20 protein-coding genes and 2 tRNA genes are annotated in these 21185 nt (G+C 62.1%); all 22 read left to right on the top strand.

All coding sequences use genetic code 11. The features are described 5' to 3' along the window. Window positions 1-40: 40 nt before the first annotated feature. Complete coding sequence (gene rimP / locus ACESSC_RS03155) at window positions 41-535, top strand: ribosome maturation factor RimP (RefSeq protein ID WP_373161161.1); 495 nt, start codon at window positions 41-43, stop codon at window positions 533-535. Window position 536: 1 nt separating this feature from the next. Further along, window positions 537-1784: a transcription termination factor NusA gene (nusA, locus tag ACESSC_RS03150; RefSeq protein WP_117629484.1), complete on the top strand. Its 1248-nt coding sequence runs from the start codon at window positions 537-539 to the stop codon at window positions 1782-1784. 91 nt (window positions 1785-1875) lie between these two features. After that, window positions 1876-4590 (top strand): translation initiation factor IF-2, encoded by a 2715-nt coding sequence (gene infB, locus ACESSC_RS03145; protein ID WP_373161159.1) that lies wholly within the window; start codon window positions 1876-1878, stop codon window positions 4588-4590. Window positions 4591-4601: 11 nt separating this feature from the next. Further along, a complete protein-coding gene (rbfA, locus tag ACESSC_RS03140; protein WP_117637767.1) occupies window positions 4602-5012 on the top strand; it encodes a 30S ribosome-binding factor RbfA in 411 nt (136 codons plus the stop codon). Next, the gene (locus ACESSC_RS03135; RefSeq protein WP_099431635.1) at window positions 5005-6048 is read left to right on the top strand and encodes a DHH family phosphoesterase; all 1044 of its coding nucleotides are present in this window, start codon (window positions 5005-5007) and stop codon (window positions 6046-6048) included. Before rbfA ends, ACESSC_RS03135 begins: the two co-directional genes overlap by 8 nt. Window positions 6049-6063: 15 nt before the next feature. Further along, on the top strand, window positions 6064-6996 hold the full coding sequence (gene truB / locus ACESSC_RS03130; protein WP_373161158.1) for a tRNA pseudouridine(55) synthase TruB: 933 nt from the start codon (window positions 6064-6066) through the stop codon (window positions 6994-6996). Next, entirely contained in the window at window positions 6993-8000 is a 1008-nt protein-coding gene (ribF, locus tag ACESSC_RS03125; protein ID WP_373161157.1) for a riboflavin biosynthesis protein RibF, read from the top strand. Before truB ends, ribF begins: the two co-directional genes overlap by 4 nt. Continuing rightward, on the top strand, window positions 7993-10101 hold the full coding sequence (gene dnaG / locus ACESSC_RS03120) for a DNA primase (protein ID WP_373161156.1): 2109 nt from the start codon (window positions 7993-7995) through the stop codon (window positions 10099-10101). The genes ribF and dnaG overlap by 8 nt, the downstream gene beginning before the upstream one ends. A gap of 110 nt (window positions 10102-10211) precedes the next feature. Further along, the gene (gene rpoD / locus ACESSC_RS03115) at window positions 10212-11555 is read left to right on the top strand and encodes an RNA polymerase sigma factor RpoD (RefSeq protein ID WP_373161154.1); all 1344 of its coding nucleotides are present in this window, start codon (window positions 10212-10214) and stop codon (window positions 11553-11555) included. A gap of 298 nt (window positions 11556-11853) precedes the next feature. After that, window positions 11854-11928: transfer RNA gene (locus tag ACESSC_RS03110), tRNA-Asn, on the top strand. 34 nt (window positions 11929-11962) lie between these two features. Beyond that, window positions 11963-12037, top strand: a tRNA-Asn gene (locus ACESSC_RS03105). 161 nt (window positions 12038-12198) lie between these two features. Then, complete coding sequence (locus ACESSC_RS03100; protein WP_187361832.1) at window positions 12199-12588, top strand: Asp23/Gls24 family envelope stress response protein; 390 nt, start codon at window positions 12199-12201, stop codon at window positions 12586-12588. 27 nt (window positions 12589-12615) lie between these two features. Next, a complete protein-coding gene (fakA, locus tag ACESSC_RS03095; protein WP_373161152.1) occupies window positions 12616-14277 on the top strand; it encodes a DAK2 domain-containing protein in 1662 nt (553 codons plus the stop codon). Window positions 14278-14287: 10 nt separating this feature from the next. Then, window positions 14288-16465 (top strand): ATP-dependent DNA helicase RecG, encoded by a 2178-nt coding sequence (recG, locus tag ACESSC_RS03090; protein WP_373161150.1) that lies wholly within the window; start codon window positions 14288-14290, stop codon window positions 16463-16465. Further along, a complete protein-coding gene (gene rsmD / locus ACESSC_RS03085; protein WP_373161148.1) occupies window positions 16462-17118 on the top strand; it encodes a 16S rRNA (guanine(966)-N(2))-methyltransferase RsmD in 657 nt (218 codons plus the stop codon). The genes recG and rsmD overlap by 4 nt, the downstream gene beginning before the upstream one ends. Then, window positions 17111-17608: a pantetheine-phosphate adenylyltransferase gene (coaD, locus tag ACESSC_RS03080; RefSeq protein WP_117564151.1), complete on the top strand. Its 498-nt coding sequence runs from the start codon at window positions 17111-17113 to the stop codon at window positions 17606-17608. The genes rsmD and coaD overlap by 8 nt, the downstream gene beginning before the upstream one ends. A 68-nt stretch (window positions 17609-17676) precedes the next feature. Beyond that, on the top strand, window positions 17677-18174 hold the full coding sequence (locus ACESSC_RS03075; RefSeq protein WP_040358176.1) for an ATP synthase subunit B family protein: 498 nt from the start codon (window positions 17677-17679) through the stop codon (window positions 18172-18174). Then, window positions 18174-18728 (top strand): YceD family protein, encoded by a 555-nt coding sequence (locus ACESSC_RS03070; RefSeq protein WP_118267737.1) that lies wholly within the window; start codon window positions 18174-18176, stop codon window positions 18726-18728. The genes ACESSC_RS03075 and ACESSC_RS03070 overlap by 1 nt, the downstream gene beginning before the upstream one ends. Before the next feature lie 64 nt (window positions 18729-18792). Then, complete coding sequence (gene rpmF, locus ACESSC_RS03065; RefSeq protein WP_022094017.1) at window positions 18793-18972, top strand: 50S ribosomal protein L32; 180 nt, start codon at window positions 18793-18795, stop codon at window positions 18970-18972. 87 nt (window positions 18973-19059) lie between these two features. Next, window positions 19060-20079 carry a phosphate acyltransferase PlsX gene (gene plsX, locus ACESSC_RS03060; RefSeq protein WP_373161147.1) on the top strand — a complete coding sequence of 340 codons (1020 nt, stop codon included), beginning with the start codon at window positions 19060-19062 and terminating at the stop codon, window positions 20077-20079. Window positions 20080-20203: 124 nt separating this feature from the next. Then, window positions 20204-20446 carry an acyl carrier protein gene (locus ACESSC_RS03055; protein WP_055309519.1) on the top strand — a complete coding sequence of 81 codons (243 nt, stop codon included), beginning with the start codon at window positions 20204-20206 and terminating at the stop codon, window positions 20444-20446. A gap of 3 nt (window positions 20447-20449) precedes the next feature. Further along, window positions 20450-21175, top strand: coding sequence for a ribonuclease III (rnc, locus tag ACESSC_RS03050; protein ID WP_195645049.1), 726 nt, complete (start codon window positions 20450-20452; stop codon window positions 21173-21175). Window positions 21176-21185: the final 10 nt, after the last annotated feature.

The raw sequence follows: 21185 nt of genomic DNA, 5'->3' as shown, positions 1-21185 counted from the left end.
TTCGGCCCCGCTTCTTTTTTGTATGGATGGAGGTGCCGCAATGGTCAAGACCAAGACCGAGCAGGCGATCATCGACGCGCTCGAGGCCGTCGCTCCCCAGTACGATGTCGACATCGTCGACGTCGAGCTCGTGGGTGCCACCAAGGCCCCCTGCGTGCGCGTGCGTATCGAGGGTGCCGAGGGTCAGAGCCTGTCGCTCAACGACGTCACGGCCAACACCAAGTGGGTCGGCGATGTGATTGAGGAGCTCGACCCCATCTCTTCGAGCTACACGCTCGAGGTGTCGAGCCCGGGCATGGCGCGACCGCTGCGCCGTCCGCGCGACTTTGCCCGCTTTGTGGGCGAGGACTGCGAGCTCACCTCCACCGCCACCGAGGGCCGTCGCAAGTACACCGGCAAGATTGCCGCCGCGACCGAGACGAACGTGACCCTCGAGCTCGAGGACGGCGAGTCCGTTACCCTCGATTTCTCTGATGTTAAAAAGTGCAAGTTGAAGCCCACCTACGACTTCAAGCCCGCGAAGGAAGGAAAGTAAGATGGCAGCATCCGACATGATGTCCGCCCTGATGGAGCTTTGCCAGGAGAAGCACATCGACCAGCTCTACCTGATCGACCGCCTGGAGCAGTCGCTCGCCAAGAGCTACGCCGAGATCCTGCATCTTGAGTGGGGCGCCAAGGTGACCATCGACCGCACCACCGGCAAGATCTATGTCTACCGCCTGGAGCCGATCGACGATTCCATGGACGAGGAGGGCAACTTCACCGAGTTCGAGGAGATCGACGTCACCCCCAAGAACACGAGCCGCATCGCTGCCCAGCACGCCAAGGCCGAGATCAACGCCATCGTGCGCAACTCCGCCCGCGAGCAGATCTACGAGGAGTTCTCCGGCCGCATCGGTGACCTCATCAGCGGTACCGTGCTGCAGTCCACGCCCGACTTCACGATCGTCAAGATCCGTGAGGGCGTCGAGGCCGAGCTGCCGCACTTTGACCAGCGCCGTTACGAGAACGAGCGCAACGAGCGTCCGATGGGCGAGCGCTACCTGCACAACCAGCACATCAAGGCCGTGATCATCGACGTACGCGACCCCAACTCCAACCTGCAACCGGTTCGCGGCGAGCACAGCCGTCCGCCGATTGTCATCTCCCGCACCCACCCCGAGCTCATGCGTCGTCTGTTTGAGCAGGAGGTGCCCGAGATCTATGAGGGCACCGTCCAGATCAAGTCGATCGCCCGCGAGCCCGGCCAGCGTTCCAAGGTAGCCGTCCACTCGCTCGACGACCGTCTGGATCCCGTGGGCGCCTGCGTCGGCCCCAAGGGCAGCCGTGTTCGCGCTGTCGTGGGCGAGCTCCGTGGCGAGCGCGTCGACGTCATCCTGTGGGATGCCGATCCTGCCGTCTACGTCGCCAACGCCCTGTCGCCTGCCAAGGTCACCCGCGTCCTCATCGACGAGGAGAAGGCCTACGCCGGCGTCATCGTGCCCGACGACCAGCTGTCCCTCGCCATCGGCAAGGAGGGCCAGAACGCCCGCCTCGCCGCGCGCCTGACCGGCTGGCACATCGACATCAAGTCCGAGACGCTTGCCGCCGACATCCTCAAGAACGTTCCCGTTCACGAGGAGCCCGCCGCCGACCTGATCGGTGACGAGGAGGACGAGGACGTCCGCCGCTGCGAGTACGTGTCCGAGGACGGCGTCCAGTGCCGCAACCAGGCTCGTCCCGGCTCCCGTTTCTGCGGTGTCCACGACACCGACGCCTTCGATGATGCGGAGGACCTGATCTAGCGCGCGGTCGCGCCGGGCGGGTCCCGGCGCGTCTCCCACGCTCGTTCAGTCTCTAGGCACCCAAGGTGCCAGAAAGGGTAGGTGAAGTCATATGGCAAAAGTCCGTGTGTCCACCCTGGCCAAAGAGTTCGGCATGACCTCCAAGGAACTGATGGGTCATCTCGCCGATATGAAGATTCCCGCTAAGTCCGCGTCCTCCACTTTGGAGGACGCCTATGTCGCCATGGTCCGCAAGCAGCTCGCCTCGGTGATCGAGGCCCGCGCTCAGGAAGTCGAGGCCGCCAAGCAGGCCGAGGAGCAGGCAGCTGCCGCCGAGGAGGCCGCTCGCGCCGCCGAGGCCGAGCGCGAGCGCATCGCCGCCGAGAAGGCACGCGAGGAGGAACGCCGCCAGTTTGCCGCAGCCCAGGCTGCCGAGGAGGCTGCCCGCGCCGAGGCCGAGGCCAAGAAGAAGGCCGAGCAGGAGCGCCTTGCTCGCGAGAAGGAGGAGGCTGCCCGCGAGGCCCAGCGCCGCGCCGTTCCCGCTTCCGACTCCGGTTCGCGCTTCCGTTCGCTGCTCGACCAGATCGCCGCACAGGAGACCGTGCTCAAGGAGAAGAAGGACGCCGAGGACAAGGCCAAGGCCGAGCGCGCCGCCGAGCGCGGTAACCGTCGTGGCGGCAACAATGACCGCCGCGGTGGCCGCCGTAACGATCGTAACGCCTCCGACAACAACTCCGAGCGCAACGCCTCCGAGAGCCGTCCGCACAGCCATCGCACCAACGCCAGCAACAACGTCGCTGTCGGCATGGACTTCCCCAACCCCGATAAGCAGGGCAAGGGCAAGAAGCGCAAGGGCGGTCACAACAACGAAGAGGACCACTACAGCCGCATGGCTCGTGAGGCCGAGGAGTACAGCCGCGAGAAGGTGCTCGAGGAGGCTCGTGCTGCCGTCGAGGAGGCCTCTCGTGAGTCCACCGGTCGCCGCAAGAAGCGCAAGGAGAAGCGTGAGCGCGAGGCTGCCAAGGCTCAGGAGGAGCGCAAGATCGAGGAGGCATTGGCCCAGGGCGTGAACCCCGAGGAGCTCGACGCCATCAAGGTTTCCCAGGGCGTTACCGTCCAGGAGCTCGGCGAGGCGCTCGACGTTCCGGCCAACGACATCATCAAGCGCCTGTTCCTGCTGGGTACGCCGCTCACCATGACGCAGTCCATGTCCGACGACCTCGTCGAGCTCGTTGCCGACGACTTGGGTCGTCAGATCAAGATCATCACCCCCGAGGAGGAGAACACCTTCTCGTTCTACGACGATCCCGCCGACCTTAAGCCGCGCGCACCGGTCGTCACCGTCATGGGCCACGTCGACCACGGCAAGACGTCGCTGCTCGACGCCATCCGTCACACCGGCGTTGCTGCCGGCGAGGCGGGCGGCATTACGCAGGCCATCGGTGCTTCGCAGGTCATGATCAACGACCGCAAGATCACCTTCATCGATACCCCCGGTCACGCCACCTTTACGGCTATGCGTGCCCGTGGCGCCAAGGTGACCGACATCGTCATTCTGATCGTGGCTGCCGACGACGGTGTCATGCCCCAGACGGTCGAGTCGATCAACCACGCCAAGGCCGCCGGCGTACCCATCGTTGTCGCCGTCAACAAGATCGATAAGCCCGGCGCCAACCCCGACCGTGTGCGTCAGGAGCTCACCGAGTACGGCGTCATCCCCGAGGAGTGGGGCGGACAGAACATGTTCGTCAACATCTCGGCCAAGCAGAAGATCGGTATCGACGATCTGCTCGAGACCGTGCTGCTCCAGGCAGATGTGCTCGAGCTCAAGGCCAACCCGGACACCTTTGCCTCCGGCAACGTCCTCGAGGCCAAGCTCGACAAGGGCCGCGGCTCGGTCGCTACTGTGCTCGTGACCCGCGGTACCCTGCACGTGGGCGATACGCTTGTCGCCGGCCTCACCTACGGCCGCGTCCGCGCCATGCTCGACCCCAAGGGCCGCGCCGTCACCGAGGCCGGTCCCTCCGACGCCGTTGAGATCCTGGGCCTGCAGTCCGTGCCCAACGCCGGTGACGAGTTCCGTGTGTTCGAGGACGAGCGCGAGGCTCGCGCCCTTGCCGACGAGCGTTCGCTCAAGGCCCGTATCGAGGAGCAGAGCCGCGTCAAGCACGTCACGCTCGAGAACCTCTTCGAGACCATTGCCGACGCCGAGGTCAAGGAGCTCAACCTGATCATCAAGGCCGACGTCCAGGGTTCCATCGAGGCCCTTCAGGATTCGCTCGACAAGATGGATCAGTCCGAGGTTCGCATCAACACGATCCACTCCGCCGTTGGTGCCATCAACGAGACCGACGTCGTCCTGGCCGACGCCTCCAACGCCATCATCATCGGCTTTGGCGTCCGTCCCGACGGTAAGGCCCGCTCCGCCGCCGAGCGTGAGGGCGTCGAGATCCGTTGCTACGACGTCATCTACAAGTGCCTCGAGGAACTCGACGCTGCCCGTATCGGCATGCTTAAGCCCACCGAGGTCGAGGTCTCCACGGGTACCGCGACCGTCCTGGACACCTTCAAGGTGCCCAAAGTCGGTATCGCCGCCGGTGTCCGCGTCGAAGAGGGCGAGATCGCCGCGACCGATTCCGTGCGTCTGGTGCGCGACGGCATCGTGGTCTTCAACGGCAAGATCGCCTCGATGCGTCACTACAAGGACGAGGCCAAGAGCCTCAAGAGCGGTTCCGAGGGCGGCATTGGCCTGGAGAACTTCCAGGACATCAAGCCCGGCGACCAGATCGAGGGTTACCGCATCGACCAGGTTGCCCGTACCGAGTAGGGGGTAGCGCTATGAAGCAAACGCAGGCAACCCGCCGTCTGGGCGAGCAGCTTCGCGAGAAGCTCGGTTATATCCTGCTCTTTGAGGTTTCCGATCCGCGTCTCGACCTGGTTACTTTGACCGCGGTCGAGGTCGCGGTGGACCGTTCGTTCGCGCGCGTGTACGTGTCGTGCGATGCGAGCCGCTACGACGAGGTCTTGGAGGCGCTCGCAAGCGCTAAGGGCCGTATTCGCAGCCTGTTGGCTCGCTCGCTCGATTGGCGTGTTACGCCCGAGCTCGATTTTCGCATCGATCGCTCGACCGATGAGGCCGAGCGTATCACGCGTGCGCTGGAAAACGTTCCCGCCACGCTTGCGATCGAAAAGGACGAGGACGGCTATCCGATAGCGGATGCCGCCCAGGAGGCAGCTTTAGATGACTAATTCCGCCGACCTCGCCTCGTGCGAGTCTGCAGATATTCAGCGACGCATCCTCGAGCTCATCGAGGGTGCGTCCTCCATTGCGATTTCGGGACATACTTCTCCCGATGGCGATGCCTTGGGCTCCGTTTTGGGTCTGGGCCTTTCGCTCATGAAGTTTTTCCCCAACAAGGACATTGCCCTGCTGCTGGCAGACGATGATCCGGTTCCGCGTATCTACCGCTTTATGGAAGGCTCCGATCGCCTGGTGCCGGCATCTGCGTACACCGGCAATCCGGACCTGTTCATCTCGGTGGACGTGCCGGTCGTCGAGCGTCTCAATAATTCCGCCGAGGTGCTTCGTCGCTCCAAGCATGTGGTGTGCTTCGATCACCATCCGGCGCGTGAGGAGTTTGCCGAGCTCAGCCTGAGGCGCGTCGAAGCTGCAGCCTGCGCCATGATCATCGACCGCTTCTTGGACAATTGCGGCATTGTCGCACGTGATGGCGTTGCGACCTGCCTGCTGTGTGGCTTGGTTACCGATACCGGCCGTTTTCAGTACCAAAACGCCGATGCCGCCGCGTTCCATGCAGCCTCGCGTCTGGTTGCCCACGGTGCCGATCCGGCGCGTGTGGCACTCGAGGTCTACCAGAGCATGCGCGTTGAATTTTTGCACCTCAAGTCCATCGTTATGGGCCGCATTAAGACGGTGGCCCACGGGCGCGTCGCGTATAGCTACGCGTACCAGAGTGACCTTGAGGCCTGCGGTGTCACCTCGGATGAGTGCGACGGCCTGGTCGATGTGGTTCGCTCGGTGATGGGCGTCGAAGTCTGCCTGTTCCTGAAGGGCATTGAGGGCGATACCAAGGTGCGCGGCAACCTGCGCTCCAAGGGCGACCTCAACGTGTCCGAGATCGCTGCTGCCTTTGGCGGAGGCGGACATCCCGCTGCCGCCGGTTTCTCCAACAACGGAACGATTCTCGAGACGCTCACCGTGGCACTTCCCATGCTGGCCGAACTGGTAGGGGAGGATCCCGCTTCGGTGACCGTCGAGCTTTAACTTTTTGGATGGTACATGGCTCGTCGTACGCCTTCTCAACTGAATATGCTGCTCGCCGTCGATAAGCCGGTGGGCTGCACGTCCCACGATGTGGTCTCGCAATGTCGGCGCGCCCTCCATGAGCGTCGCGTCGGCCATGCCGGCACGCTCGACCCCATGGCATCGGGTGTCATGGTGGTGGGTGTTGGCCAGGCTACTCGTTTGCTGGGCATGCTAACCCTCGATACCAAAAGCTATGTCGCCGACATCTCGTTTGGCGCCGAGACCAATACCGATGATGCGGAGGGCGAGGCGGTCCGCACGGTGGCTATTGCCAACGAGCTGCGCGATCCTGCCTATGCCCGTGAGCGCTTGGCGGCCATGCTGGGTTCGCAGATGCAGGTGCCGCCGGCGTTTTCGGCTATCTCGGTCAATGGCGTTCGCGCCTACAAGTCTGCTCGCGAGGGCAATGCGGTGGACCTGCCTCCGCGCCCCGTCGAGGTCTATGCCGCCGACCTGATCGCCGTGGGCGGCGAAGGTGATACGTGTGTGTGGACCGTGGCGTTCTCGGTGAGCAAGGGCACCTATATCCGTGCGCTCGCTCGAGACTTGGGCCGCGCCTGTGAGAGCGCCGCGCACATTTCCGCGTTGCGCCGCACGGCCTCCGGTGTTGTTTCCATTGGCGCTTGTCATGCGGTCGAGGAACTTTCCCCCGAGTCCGCGCCTGGCTTTGCCCTGGATCCCATTGCGGCCCTGGGCGCCACGCGTGTTGACTTGCCTGGCAATCTTGCCGATGACCTGCTCTGCGGCCGACGCATTCCCGTTGAGCGTGCGCTTGCGGATTTCGATGCCTCGAAGGCGCCGTTTGCGTTGGTGCTCGATGGGGGACTCAAGGCGCTCGCCCGCATTGAGAGTGGCCGCTTTGTCATGGAGCACGTGTTTCCGCAGGCAATCGGCGGTGTTCGATGATGTTGTCCGCTCGCGAGCTCGCGCGTATCTTTTTCGCGGGCGAGTCGGACGAGGCTCGCATCGTTGCTGCCGATGCATTTGATGAGTGCGAGCACTTGGGTGCTGCCTCCATCGCCATCGGCGTTTTCGATGGTGTGCACCGTGGACACCAGGAACTCATCGAAGCGCTTGTCTGTGATGCCCGTGCCCATGGCTGTAAGGCGGTCGTGGTTACCTTCGATCCCGACCCGGACGTCGTGGTGAGCCCTTCGCCCGCTCAAAAATTGATGACGACGGCCGACCGTCTGCATGCCCTGGCTCAAACCGGGGTCGATGCAGTGGTGGCCGTTCCCTTTACGCCTGAGGTTGCGGCGCTCGACCATGTCGGTTTTCTCGCACTGTTGTCACGCGTTGTCGACATTCGTTCGATTCGCGTTGGCAGCGATTTTAGGCTGGGTCGCGGCGGTGCTTCTGGTGTTGCCGAGATGCGCGCTTGGGGTTCCGAGCGCGGAGTTGACGTGTATGGTCACGACCTGCTTTGCGAGGGCGGCGAGGCCATTTGCGCCACCCGCATTCGTCACGAGCTGGGACGGGGCCATGTGGGGCTTGCTGCTGGGTTACTCGGCCGCCCGTATATGGTGCGTGGCGGTGTTATTCGCGGCCGCCACGAGGGCTCTGGCATGGGCTTTCCCACGGCAAACCTACAGGTTCCCGACGGCATTCAGGTGCCTGCCGATGGCGTGTATGAGGGCCTGGTGCTGGTAAACGACATCGTGTGGCCCGCTGCCGTTAACGTCGGACTGCCGCCGACGTATGCCGACGATGCGGCATCTGCGCATCTTGAGGCTAATTTAATTGGTTATACGGGCGACCTGTACGGTGCTTCCGTTTCGCTGGCGTTTACGCGCTGGCTGCGTCCGTCGCGCGTGTTCGATTCGCTGGATGAGTTGATCGCGACCGTCGAGGGTAATATCGAAGATATTCGTCACAACTTGGGCGAGCAGGGGGTGAGCGTCCGTGATTAGCGATGAGGAAAAAGACCAGGTACGCGCTGCGTCCGACTTAGTCGCCATCGTGCAGGAAACGGTTGAGCTCAAGCCCCGCGGTCATGAGTTTTGGGGTTGCTGCCCTTTTCATGGCGAAAAGACTCCGTCCTTCCACATTATTCCCGCCACGCAGGTGTGGCATTGCTTTGGCTGCGGCGAGGGTGGCGACGTCTTCACCTATATCATGAAGCGCGAGAACCTGAGCTTTCCCGAGTCAATCCGTTATTTGGCCGATCGCGCGGGTATTGAGCTGCACGACACCGGAGACCGCCGCGAGCGCGGTACCAAGCGTGCCCGCATCTACGATCTGTGCGCCGAGACCGCCCAGTTCTATCACACCATGCTTATGCGCGGTAAGGACGGCCGTCCGCGCGAGTACTTTGCCAGCCGCGGCATGGGTGGCGACGTCTGCCGCCGCTACTGCCTGGGCTTTGCGCCTGGCCGCAACGCGCTGGTGTCGCACCTGTCCCAGGTGGGTTTTACCCCGCAGGAGATGATCGATGCCAACGTTGCCGTGAGCCGCGGGCGCGGGCAGCTTGCCGACCGCTTCTACGACCGCGTGATGTTCCCCATTTTTGATGAGCAGGGTCACAACATCGCCTTTGGCGGTCGCATCATGGGAGACGGCCAACCCAAGTACCTCAACACCGCCGAGACGAGCGTGTTTCATAAAAAGCGAAACCTCTACGGCTTTAACTGGGCCAAGGAGTTTATCGTCGCGCAGGATACGGCCATCGTGGTGGAGGGCTATACCGATTGTATCGCCTGCTGGGAGGCGGGGATCAAAAACGTTGTCGCTACGCTGGGCACCGCGCTCACGGAGCATCACGTCAAGACGCTCACCCGCTTTGCCAAGCGTATCGTGTATATGTTCGATGGCGATGCCGCGGGCCAGAAGGCCGCCCGTCGCGCGATTCAATTTATCGAGCAGGATTCGATGGACCTGCGCTGCGTGGTGCTGCCCGACGGCAACGACCCCATGGAGTTCATCACAGCGCATGGTGGACAGGAGCTTCAGGCGCGCATCGACGCTGCCGAGCCGCTCATGGACTTTGTCTACCGTTCGCTGCAGGAGTCGAGTGACATCACCACGCCGGGCGGTCGTGCCAAGGCGCTGGAAGATGCGCTGACGCTTATCTATCCTCTGCGCGATAGCTATATGATCGACACATACTTTATCCAGATTGCCGATCTGCTGGGTTTGGATCTGGAGACGGTTCGCGCGAGTTCGGGTCGCGTGTTTCGCGATGTCGCCAAGCGCGAAGATGCGGAACGACGTCGTGAGCAGAACTATGAACGCCAGCGGGCGCAAGCCGAGCGCTCTGGTAGCGCGGGCGGTCGGACGTCTGGTTCGCAGGGGGCATCTCGCGGTGCTTGGGCATCGGGCGCGACGCCGCCGGTGTCCGCGCCGGTCGAAGAAGAGCCGTATGACTACGTCCCGCTCGATGCCTACGGTGCCGCGCCCGTGGAGGTCGTCGACGACCTGCCGCCGATCGATGTGCCTGATGGTATGGGTGCTGTGCCTGTGACTGATGGTTCGGGCGCTCCGGCTGCGGCGGCGCCGATGGTTCTTACTGATCTTGAGCGCAAGTCCTTGGCAGGGGAGCGCGAGCTGTTGACGATGCTCACGAGCTACCCCGACCTGTTCCGCACGTATGCCGACCGCATCTGCTCTATCGAGTGGGTTGACCCACGTCACGAGTCCATCGCATGGGCCGTTCTGGCAACGCCGCCGGGAACCGATCCTGCAGCCTGCATGGATGCGGCGCGCTCGGTCTGTCCCGAGGCGGCAACGCTTGTGAGTGCCGGGCGCATCTCCGCGACGAGCAAGCACCCCACCGAGACGAACATCGTGTTCATGCTCGATACGCTCGAGCTCTACACCATCAAGCGCCGCATGCGTGCCGCACAGGCCAAGCTGCGCCAGGACCGTTCGCTCGATGATGAGGCCCGTCGCGCGCTTACCGTGCAGGCCGCGCAGGATTCGCAGCGTCAACGCGAGCTGCAAAAGTCGATCGGCGGCGTGGCGGACCCGTTCCGTTTGATCGGTCTGGAGGCCGCAGGCACCGAACAGGCCTAGATGTTGTGGTCAACCAGCGTATTCTCGCCTATATCCAGTCCTCTTTTTGGGTATAGACGCCTATGTGTGTGCTAAAGTATTGAGTCCTGTGGACTATGAAGGGAGAATCTGTGCCAAAAAAGACTGAGAGCACGGGTACTGGGCTGGAATCCTACGTTGCAAAGCTCATGGGCAACGGCTCAAACAGGACTTCGGTAACCGAGGACGAGATTCAGGTCGCCCTGAAGGATATCGATGTTTCTGACGAGCAGCTCACCGCGGTGTATTCCGCGCTGCGCAACAGCGGCATCCAGATTATCTCCGCGAGCGGTAACGACGACGCCCCCATGGACGTCGACGATGACGATAACGATACCGACGATTTCGATGACGACGACGAGCACGATTCCGGCTCGCTCGACGATCACGAGCTCAAGATGGCCCGTCAGGCCGATGCCGAGATGGGTTCTTCCAAGAGCAAGAAGAAGCGCACCGTGCGCACGTCCCGTTCACGCTCCCGCGTGCGTGGCATCGATGCCTCCACGGTGATGCTGACCGGCGATCCGGTTCGTATGTACCTCAAAGAGATCGGCAAGGTCGACCTGCTGACCGCCTCCGAAGAGGTCGATCTGGCCATGAAGATCGAGGCCGGTCTTGAGGCCACCGAGAAGCTCGAGGCCGCCGATGCCGGTGAGCTCGAGCTCACGCGTGCCGAGATGCGTCGTCTTACGCGCATTGAGAACGTTGGCCTTGAAGCCAAGCAGGCACTCATCAGCGCAAACCTGCGTCTGGTTGTTTCCATCGCCAAGCGCTATGTCGGCCGCGGCATGCTGTTCCTTGACCTGATCCAGGAGGGCAACCTCGGTCTGATCCGCGCCGTCGAGAAGTTCGACTACCAGAAGGGCTTCAAGTTCTCCACGTACGCCACGTGGTGGATCCGTCAGGCCATTACGCGCGCTATCGCCGATCAGGCCCGTACCATCCGTATTCCCGTACACATGGTCGAGACCATCAACAAGCTCGTCCGCGTGCAGCGCCAGCTCCTTCAGGACCTGGGTCGCGACCCGACCCCCGAGGAGATCGGTGCCGAGATGGACATGAGCGCCGACCGCGTCCGCGAGATCCAGAAGATCTCGCAGGAGCCCGTGTCGCTCGAGACCCCCATCGGCGAGGAAGAGGATTCCCAGCTGGGCGACTTCATCGAGGACTCCCAGGCTATCGTTCCGCCCGATGCCGCCAGCTTCTCCATGCTGCAGGAGCAGCTCACTCAGGTGCTCGACTCGCTTGCCGATCGTGAGCGCAAGGTTATCGAGCTGCGCTTTGGCCTTGTCGACGGGCATCCCCGCACGCTCGAGGAAGTCGGCCGCGAGTTTGGCGTCACGCGCGAGCGTATCCGCCAGATCGAGTCCAAGACCCTGGCCAAGCTCCGCCACCCGAGCCGTTCGAGCAAGCTGAAGGACTACATCGAGTCTTAGTAGTTACGGCGTTTTACCAAACGCCGTAACTGGCCGACGCTGCGCGGATACCAGAGCGACAACTTGTCATTCAAAGAGGACGGCATGACCAGAAGGTCTATGCCGTCCTCTTTTCATGCCAATTTGTTCGCTCTGGTGCCCGCTCGCTGGCATTGTCAAAACATCGGCGTTTCCGTTGCCGGTGCCGGCAGTTAGGCCGTCCCCAAGGGATCAAGGCGAGAAAATTTCTTAAAAAAGTTCTTGCCCTTCGCCCGATCGTCCGTATAATAAACTTCGTTGCTTGAGAGCACGCACCTATTCCTCGGTAGCTCAATGGTAGAGCACGCGGCTGTTAACCGCGCTGTTGTAGGTTCGAGTCCTACCCGGGGAGCCAGAATTTCTCAGCCCATTTCGCTGGGCTTTTTAATTCCTCGGTAGCTCAATGGTAGAGCACGCGGCTGTTAACCGCGCTGTTGTAGGTTCGAGTCCTACCCGGGGAGCCAGGTTGTAAAACCCGTCGCTTATGCGGCGGGTTTTTTCATGCCGCGACCACTTGACTCGAACGTTGCCATATCAACATTTCGTGTCGAGGATGTAATCCCGCGACCCACCACCTCAACATGGCGCGGTCGTTGTAGAATATTGCAATGATTGCTCCCACGACATGGTGCCGCGAGCACCAGATAAGGAGATTCTTGTGTCTGAGACCATTAACGGCAGTCTGAGCGTCTCGAACGACGTTATTGCCGATATTGCCGGTTATGCCGCGATGACGTGCTATGGCGTTGTCGGAATGGCTGAGCAGCTCCAGGGCGCCGAGAGCGTGCGCCTGCTTGCCGGTCAGCGCCTCCGCAAGGGCGTGCTTGTCTCCGCCGACGAGAACGGCCTTACGGTCGATCTTCACGTCGTGCTCGAGAACGGCGTCAACATGAAGTCCGTCTGCCACAATCTTTCGAGCTCCGTTGCCTTCACCCTGCAGGAGATCGCCCAGATCGATCCCGCCAGCCTTAAGATCGGCATCCATATCGACGCGCTCAAGAGCCGTCTGAACTAGCATCCGAAAACGGAGATTCAAATACCCATGATTGCAAAGACCATTCGCACCTGTTTTCCGATCGCTGCGGCTGCCGTTTCCGACAAGGCCGAGGAGATCAATAAGCTCAACGTCTTCCCCGTGCCCGACGGTGACACCGGCACCAACATGTCGCTCACGCTCGCCTCGGTGACCAAGGAGCTCTCCGCTCTTCCTGCCGACGCCGACATGGAGGCCATCGCCGGCGCCATCACCCACGGCTCCCTGATGGGCGCCCGCGGCAACTCCGGTGTCATCACCTCGCAGATTCTGCGCGGTGTGGCCGAGGGTCTCGTTTCTGCCGATGAGCCCATTACGTCCGCCAACATCGCCTATGCGTTCCGCCGAGCCGTCAAGGTCGCCTTCCAGGCCGTCCGCAAGCCCATTGAGGGCACGATCCTCACGGTGCTGCGCGATGTCTCGACCAAGGCCGACGAGTGCGAGAAGAAGAAGTTCTCGGCCGAGGACGCGCTCGACGCTATCGTCGTCGAGGCATATCAGTCTGTCGCCCGCACGCCCGACCTGCTACCCGTTCTGAAGGAGAACGGCGTGGTCGACTCCGGCGCCTTTGGATTTGCCATTTTCCTCGAGAACTTTGTGGCCGCCGCGCTTGGCCGCAGCACCGTGGTCGAGGATTTCTCCGCTACGTTTGACTCCGCCGGCTCTGCCCGCGATGCCGCTCTTGGTCGTGTTGAGATCGAGGCTAACGACGACTGGGAGGGCTCGGAGTTCCGCTACTGCAACGAGTTCCTCTTTAAGGCCGACGCCCCGTTTGACGAGGACGAGTGCCTTAAGTTCCTAGGCTCCATGGGCGACTGTGAGCTGCTCGTGGGCGCCTATCCCGACTACAAGATCCATGTGCACTCCAACACCCCCAACCTGGTGCTCGAGCACATGCTGCAGCTTGGCCAAATCTATGAGGTCTTTATCCACAACATGGAGATGGAGGCCCACGACCGTACCGCCAAGATCCACGAGGATCAGGAAAAGGCCGTCGAGCCCGCGAAGGCCCTGGGCTTTGTCGCCGTTGCCGCTGGGTCCGGCGAGGCAGACATCCTCAAGTCTCTCGGCGTCGACGTGATCGTGTCGGGTGGTCAGACCATGAACCCCTCGACTGCAGACCTGCTGGGCGCCGTTGACCAGGTCAACGCGACCTCGGTTATCATTCTGCCCAACAACGGCAACATCCGCATGGCCGCTGAGGCCGCTGCCTCAGCCTGTACCGACAAGAAGGTCGCCGTCGTTCCCACCAAGACCGTTCCGCAGGCCTTCTCCGCGCTGTTCGCGGTCCTGCCCGATTCCGAGCTCGAGGACGCCGTCGCCGCCATGGTCGACGCCATCAGCGAGGTCCGCGATGGCGAGGTCACCCGTGCCGTGCGCGATTCCAGCGCCTCTGACGGCTCTCCGATTCACTCCGGTGACGTCATGGGTATCATCGCCGGCTCCATCGACGTGGTCGGCTCCGACGTGAAGCAGGTCACGCTCGATTGCATCAACCGTATGCAGGAGGAAGAGGAGGGCGACGCGCTGACGATTCTGGCCGGCGAGGAACTGTCCGATGAGGCCTTCCAAGAGATCGTCGACGCTATCGAGGAGGCTCAGCCCGATCTGGAGATCGACGCCCATCGTGGCGAGCAGCCGCTCTATCCCGTGATCTTCTCGATCGAGTAGGCAACTGCCTATGTCCGAACTGTGCTCCGTGCCGCGCGTCTCGGAGCGCTTTGCCCAGAGCAATGCGCTCGACGAGGATATCGCGCGACTCAAATATGTTTCGGGTAAACGTGAGGAGGCCCTTCGCCGTCTGGGAATTCGGACGGTGGGGGACCTCCTTCTCCATATCCCTCATCGATACCTGGACTTTACGCGCTCCTGGTCCATCGAGATGGCGCCCATCGGTACCGTGTGCACCATCATCGCCACGGTCGATCGTATCGTCCAAAAGCAGCCGCGTCCGCGCATGCAGGTGACCGAGGTCTCACTCGTTGACGAGACGGGCGTGCTGCAGGTCGCCTTTTTCCGCCAGCCCTGGATTGCCCAGCAGCTTAAGCAGGGCGATCGCCTGGCCGTAATGGGTAAGGTCGAGTTTGCCTACGGCTTTAAGCAGATGGCCTCGCCGCACTTTGAAAAGCTTGAGGAAGGGCGCGCCGCGGGCACTATCCTGCCGGTCCATTACGTGAGTGACGGCGTGAGTCAGGCATGGATGCGCCGTATCGTAAGTGGCGCGCTCGAGGTCGTCGGCAATCCCTTTGATCCCATTCCGGCACGCTTACGCGTTAAACGTCGCCTGATGAGCCATGCCCGTGCCCTTCGATCGATCCACTTTCCCTCGAGCATGGCTGAGCGCGATATCGCGCGCGCACGGCTTGCCTACGAGGAGTGCCTTTACCTGCAGCTGGCGCTGCGCCTGCGCAACGACGGCAGCCTGGTCGATGTGGTGCCCTACGCCCACGCCGCGGGCGAGCACCTGGCCGCGCTCAAGCAAGCCCTGCCATTTTCGCTGAGCGACGAGCAGGAGGCCGCGTTCCAAGATATCCTGCGCGATATGTGCGATGGCGGGCGCGTGATGAACCGCCTGCTGCTGGGCGATGTCGGTACCGGTAAGACCGCCGTTGCCGCCTGCGCGCTGGCTGTGGCTACCGATAGCGGCACGCAGGCCTGCGTTATGGCGCCCACGGGCGTGCTGGCGCGTCAATATGCCGATAAGACCGGCCCCTTGCTCTCGCAGGCTGGCATGACCTGGGCGCTTCTGACGGGCGCCACGCCGGCGGCCGAGCGCGAGCGGATCCATGCCCAGCTGGAATCGGGCGAGCTCGATGTCCTCTTTGGCACCCACGCGGTGCTTTCGGATAACGTGGCGTTCAAGCATCTGTCGCTCGTGGTCATCGATGAGCAGCACCGGTTTGGCGTCGGCCAACGCAACGCCCTGCGTGCGAAGGGCCCTGGTGCCGATCTGCTCGTTATGACGGCAACGCCCATCCCACGTACGCTGGCGCTTTCGGTCTACGGCGATCTGGACACGAGCATCATCCGCCATCGGCCCGTCCCTGGCGCTGGCGTGACGACACGCGTGCTTACCGAGTCGAGCCGCGACCTTGCCTATGGCGCCATCCGCGAGGCGCATGAAAAGGGTCAGCAGGCCTACGTGATTTGCCCGCTCGTGGAGCCGAGTGACTCGGCCGATGATCTGGAGGACGTGCCCGGTATCGCCCGCGACGACGAGGGCCGCGTGACGGTCCCCGTGCCGCTGCACGATACGGCGACCGAGCTCGATCGCCTGCGTCTGGCGTTGCCGGGTCTTGCCATCGAGCGCCTTCACGGCCGCATGCCAGCGGGGGAGAAGGACCAGGTTATCGATGCCTTCAAGCGCGGCGAGATCGACGTGCTCGTCTCGACTACGGTGGTCGAGGTTGGCGTCGACGTGCCCAACGCCACTGTCATGGTCATCGAGAACGGCGAGCGCTTTGGTTTGGCGGCCCTACACCAGCTACGCGGCCGCGTGGGCCGCGGCAGCGTGTCGGGCACCTGCCTGGTCATGACGCACTCCAAGGGCAACGGCGGCGCTTCGGCAGCACAAGATCGCCTGCAATCGCTCGAGAAGACCTCGGATGGCTTTACGCTCGCCCAGATGGACCTGCGTCTGCGCCACGAGGGCGAAATCCTGGGGTACCGCCAGCATGGCGGAGTGACCCTGCGCTTTGTCGACCTGGATGCCGACGAGGAGCTGATCGAGTGGGCCCATTTGGACGCGGTCGAGCTCTTGCGGTATGCTTGCAACCTTGACTCCGTGGCGACGCGCCCCCTGCGCGATGCGGTCGCCATGCGATATCGACACATTTTTAAGGAGGTCAGCGGAGGATGAGAATCATCGGCGGCGAATGGCGCGGTCGTAAGATCGAGGAGCCCCGTGGTCGCGATGTTACCCGCCCCACGACCGATCGCGTGCGCGAGGCATGCGCATCTATGGTCATGTCGGCATTCGACTTCGATCTGGACGAGGTCCGCGTGCTGGACGCCTTTGGCGGCTCCGGTGCCTTAGGGTTAGAGATGCTCTCACGTGGTGCCCGCTCACTCACGACGTTCGAGATCGATCGGAATTCCGCGCGGCTCATTACCAAGAATATCGAGTCGCTCTGCCGTGACCGTGCGCGTTGGCGCGTGGTAACGGGCGACATGCTGGCGAGTGCCTCGCGCGGTCGTGTGCCGGGCGGTCCCTTTGACCTGGTCCTGCTCGACCCGCCCTATGCTTTTGGTGCCGAGTCGGTCGAGATACTGCTGCAGAACCTGGCTCAGCAGGGTCTGCTTGCACCTGGCGCTTATGCCCTGTTTGAGCATGCCGCCGCCGATGCGGGCGCGCATCCGGCAGGCTTTGAGATCGTGCGCGAGAAGCGCTACGGCATTACCTCGGTCGACCTGCTTCGTTGGGTCGGCGATGACGATGGTGAGGAAGATTGCACCGGCACCGATGCTCACAACAACGATGCCATGACGGTTCAGGAGAACGCCCATGAATGACACCATCAACCGCGTGATCGTCCCGGGCACCTTCGATCCCATCACGTTTGGCCATATCGATGTGATCCGCCGCGCCCGTCGCATCTTTCCCAGCGTGATCGTCGCTGTTGCCGAGTCGCAGGGTAAAAACGGCGTGGGCACCACGTTTATGCTCGATGAGCGCGTGGCGCTGGCTCGCGAGGCGCTCGGTGATATCGACGGCGTCGAGGTCCTGCCCTTTACCGGCCTCTTGGTCGACTTCGCTCGCGAGCAGGGGGCGGGGGCCGTTGTCAAGGGCCTGCGCGCCATGACCGACTTTGAGTACGAGCTGCAGCAGGCAGACCTCAACTACCGCTTGGATAACGAGCTGGAGTCCATCTTTGTCATGAGTGCGCCGCAGTACGGCTATATCTCGAGCTCGGTCGTTCGCCAGATCGCCTCGCTCGGCAGCGATGTATCGACGTTTGTCCCGCCCAACGTGGTCGAAGCGCTTAGACATCGCTTTTCGTGACGTTTTTTATTGCCTGGTGGCATGTGGTAAACTAGCACGATGATATGTTACCTATGAAAGGAGACCGGATGCCGGGCGAGAATTTTCCTGGCGATAGGATCGTCAGCTTGGTCGATGAGCTCGAAGGGCTGATCGAGGAAGCCAAGCCGCCTTTCGGCAAGAACGCTCAGTTCAAGGTCATCGACGCCGACGTGTTCTTCAACATCCTCGACGAGATCCGCATGAGCTATCCCGAGGAGTGGCAGAAGTCCCGCCGTATCCTTAAGGAGCGCGAGGAGCTTATGGCTTCCGCCGCCGCTCAGGCCGATTCCATCATCGCCGACGCTCAGCAGCAGGCCCTCACCATTGCCGGTGAGCAGGAGATCGTCCGCTTGGCACAGCAGCAGGCCGACGACATCCGCGATCGTGCCCAGCAGTACGAGCGCGAGACGCGTTATGCTGCCGAGGACTACGCAGAGCAGGTCTTTACGCACCTGGAGGAGAACCTCAAGAGCCTGACCGGCACCGTTACCCGTTGCCGTCAGCAGCTCAACGAGGGTGCCGCCCAACAGAATGGTCAGTGGTAATGGCTGAGTTCCCGAGCGTTACCGTCGATCTTTCCGAGCAGCTCGAGTTTCCTGGTGATTCGTATCCGCTGACCGGCAAGGTCGATGTTGCCACCTACACGGTGGGCGAGAAGGAGTACCAGCTACAGGACGGCATCGACTACGACGTTGTCTTTACCAATGCCGGTACCGGTGTCTTGCTCACGGGCATGGTCCGCGCGCACGCCATCGGCGAGTGCGACCGTTGCCTGGAGCCTGCCTCGTTTGATATCGCCGGCGAGATCGAGGAGTTCTACCTCTTCGAGGAGCCCGAGGATCCCGAGGCCTACGAGGACGGCTACGAGCTCCTTGGTGAGGACCGCATCGTCGATCTAGGTGAGCCCATCAATGACGCGGTCGTTATGGACACGCCGTTTGTCGTTCTGTGCAAGCCCGATTGCCGCGGTCTGTGCCCCACTTGCGGTTGCAATCTCAATGTCGAGCAATGCGATTGCGCCGCCCAGGCAGAGGCAGAATGGGCCGCTGCCACGGAAAATCCATTTGCAGCATTGAAGAATCTCAAGCTCGATGAGTAAAACTGTGGTAGTATCGCTACTTGCGCGTAATCGCCACACTGGATAGTTCATAAGGAAGGTCACTATGCCCGTACCTAAACAAAAGCAGGGTCGTATCCGCACTCACACCCGTCGTTCCGCCAACATGAAGATCTCGGCTGCGGCTCAGTCCACTTGCCCCCGTTGCGGCGCTGTCAAGCTTCCGCACCACGTGTGCCCCAGCTGCGGTTTCTACAAGGACCGCGAGGTTATCGTTACCGAGTAACGGTATACTCTGGATGCGATGCCGTTCCAAATGGAACCACAATGGCCGGCTCAATGAGTCGGCCATTTTTGTATAAGGAGCATGTATATGAGTAACGTTCGCGTTTGTGTAGACGTTGTGGGCGGAGACGAGAAGCCTCAGGTTGTTCTCGATGGTATCGAGGCCGCACTTGCCGCCGATCCCCATATCGAGGTCTTGGCAGTTGGCCCCGCCGAAATCGTCAATCCCTTTGCCGCGGCCCATGCACGTGTGGAGGCTCTGGAAGCCCCTGACGTCATCGCCATGGATGACGATCCTATTCGCGCCGTGATGACCAAGCGCAAGTCCTCGATCGTGCTTGCCTGCCGCGCCATCAAAAAGGGAAATGCGGACGCGTTCTTCTCCGCCGGCTCGACCGGCGCCATGACAGCTGCCGCGACCGCCTACGTCACACCGTTTAGATATATGGCCGAAGGCAAGAAGCAGCCGGTGCGCCCCTCTCTGACCAATGCGTTGCCCAATCGCGCCGGCGGTCTGACGGTGCTGTGCGATATGGGCGCCAACCCCGATGTCGAGGTCGATGACATGGTGCGTTTTGCCCAGATGGGTAGCGCCTATGCCCGCGTCGTCCTGGGCATCGAACATCCTCGCGTGGGCCTGCTTGGTAACGGCACCGAGGACGAGAAGGGTTCTAACTTTACCAAGGCCTGCTTCCCTGCTATGAAGGCCGCAGTTCCGGGCTTTGTGGGCAACTGCGAAGGCACCGACCTCACCTCGGGCAATTTCGATGTCGTTGTTGCCGACGGCATGTCGGGCAATATCGCTCTCAAGGCTACCGAGGGCGCTGCCAAGTTTTTGCTGCAGGAGCTCAAGGGCGCCTTTATGGCCTCGCTCGGCACCAAGATCGCCGCGCTGCTCATCAAAAAGCAGATGCGCGAGATTAAGGCCAAGCTCTCTGGTGATGCCAAGGGCGGCGCGATTCTTTTGGGCCTGCGTGGCGTGGTCCTGATCGGCCATGGCGCCACCTCGGTCGAGGCCGTCAAAAACGGTACGCTTGCGGCGGCCGAAGCCGTGCGCGCGGGGCTGGTCGAGAACGTCGCCAACTCCATGGACGGCATCGTTTTGTAAGAGCGAGTTAGAGCGCTGTTATGTGCCTCGCGGCCTGCTTCGTGGGGTAGAATCAGAACCGTGTCTTGGTACCGCCCGGGCGGTACCATTCTTTTGGTATTCATGCACTATGAGAGGAAGCGCTATGGACCGCTCCGAAATCTTCGACAAGATCGCCGAGGTCGCTGCTGACGTTCTGGGCGTCGATGTTGCCGAAATTAGCGATGAGACCACCTTTGACGACCTCGATGCCAACTCGCTCGAGCGCCTGCAACTGGTTACGGCTATCGAGGACGAGTTCAATCTCGAGATCGATGACGAGACCCTGCTCTCGCTCAACTCTGTCGCCGACGCCGTCGACGCGATCGAAAACGCCAGGGAGGCTTAGGTCTTGGCTTTATCCGAACGACTTACGCGCGCCCAGGAGATTCTTGGCCACGAGTTCAATGACAAGGTGCTGCTGCGCGCGGCGCTTACGCATCCCTCGGCCGTCGAGGGCCAGCCGGTTTCTGCCAGCTATGAGCGCCTTGAGTTCTTGGGCGATTCCATTTTGGGCGCCGTCGTCGCCCGTTCGCTCTTTGAGTCCTATCCGGAGTTTGACGAGGGCAAGCTTACGCGCCTGAAGGTGTCGCTCGTCTCGGGTGCCACGCTGTCCGAGGTATCCCATGAGCTGGGCATCGACGACATCATCATCTTTGGTGCCTCCGAGACCGGTACCGGCGCGCGCGGCCTGCACTCGGCGCTCGAGAACGTCTATGAGTCGCTCGTGGGTGCGCTGTATCTGGATGCTGGCTGGGATGCGGCGGCGGAGTTCATCCACCGTACGCTTAAGCCCCATTTGGCCTCCGAGCGTGCCGAGCATCCTGCGAACCCCAAGTCGTTTTTGCAGGAGTGCGTGCAAGCCGACGGCCACGAGCCTCCGGCGTACAAGCTCGTTGGCTCTGAAGGCCCGGCGCATGCACCGACCTTTACCGCCGTGGTGCTCATCGACGGTATTCGCCAGGGCCGCGGCACCGGTTCCTCCAAGAAGGAGGCCGAGGGAGCCGCTGCGCTCGAGGCGCTCGACCGCATGGGTTACACCACTAACGGCGTGATTCTCAACAAGAAGCCTGTTTAAGCGAGGAACC

The organism is Collinsella aerofaciens (assembly GCF_964243765.1).
Classification (GTDB): domain Bacteria; phylum Actinomycetota; class Coriobacteriia; order Coriobacteriales; family Coriobacteriaceae; genus Collinsella; species Collinsella aerofaciens_BU.
Note: the sequence above shows the minus strand (reverse complement) of the source record. Positions and strands in the feature narration are given on the sequence as shown.

Bases quoted from the DNA above. Each gene is read 5' to 3' on its own strand.
- fakA (WP_373161152.1), top strand. From the start codon at position 12,616: ATGATTGCAAAGACCATTCGCACCTGTTTTCCGATCGCTGCGGCTGCC.
- ACESSC_RS03135 (WP_099431635.1), top strand. From the start codon at position 5,005: ATGACTAATTCCGCCGACCTCGCCTCGTGCGAGTCTGCAGATATTCAG.
- recG (WP_373161150.1), top strand. From the start codon at position 14,288: ATGTCCGAACTGTGCTCCGTGCCGCGCGTCTCGGAGCGCTTTGCCCAG.
- ACESSC_RS03100 (WP_187361832.1), top strand. From the start codon at position 12,199: ATGGTGCCGCGAGCACCAGATAAGGAGATTCTTGTGTCTGAGACCATT.
- ACESSC_RS03070 (WP_118267737.1), top strand. From the start codon at position 18,174: ATGGCTGAGTTCCCGAGCGTTACCGTCGATCTTTCCGAGCAGCTCGAG.
- rsmD (WP_373161148.1), top strand. From the start codon at position 16,462: ATGAGAATCATCGGCGGCGAATGGCGCGGTCGTAAGATCGAGGAGCCC.
- truB (WP_373161158.1), top strand. From the start codon at position 6,064: ATGGCTCGTCGTACGCCTTCTCAACTGAATATGCTGCTCGCCGTCGAT.
- plsX (WP_373161147.1), top strand. From the start codon at position 19,060: ATGAGTAACGTTCGCGTTTGTGTAGACGTTGTGGGCGGAGACGAGAAG.
- rbfA (WP_117637767.1), top strand. From the start codon at position 4,602: ATGAAGCAAACGCAGGCAACCCGCCGTCTGGGCGAGCAGCTTCGCGAG.
- ribF (WP_373161157.1), top strand. From the start codon at position 6,993: ATGATGTTGTCCGCTCGCGAGCTCGCGCGTATCTTTTTCGCGGGCGAG.
- infB (WP_373161159.1), top strand. From the start codon at position 1,876: ATGGCAAAAGTCCGTGTGTCCACCCTGGCCAAAGAGTTCGGCATGACC.
- rimP (WP_373161161.1), top strand. From the start codon at position 41: ATGGTCAAGACCAAGACCGAGCAGGCGATCATCGACGCGCTCGAGGCC.
- rpmF (WP_022094017.1), top strand. From the start codon at position 18,793: ATGCCCGTACCTAAACAAAAGCAGGGTCGTATCCGCACTCACACCCGT.
- coaD (WP_117564151.1), top strand. From the start codon at position 17,111: ATGAATGACACCATCAACCGCGTGATCGTCCCGGGCACCTTCGATCCC.
- ACESSC_RS03075 (WP_040358176.1), top strand. From the start codon at position 17,677: ATGCCGGGCGAGAATTTTCCTGGCGATAGGATCGTCAGCTTGGTCGAT.
- nusA (WP_117629484.1), top strand. From the start codon at position 537: ATGGCAGCATCCGACATGATGTCCGCCCTGATGGAGCTTTGCCAGGAG.
- ACESSC_RS03055 (WP_055309519.1), top strand. From the start codon at position 20,204: ATGGACCGCTCCGAAATCTTCGACAAGATCGCCGAGGTCGCTGCTGAC.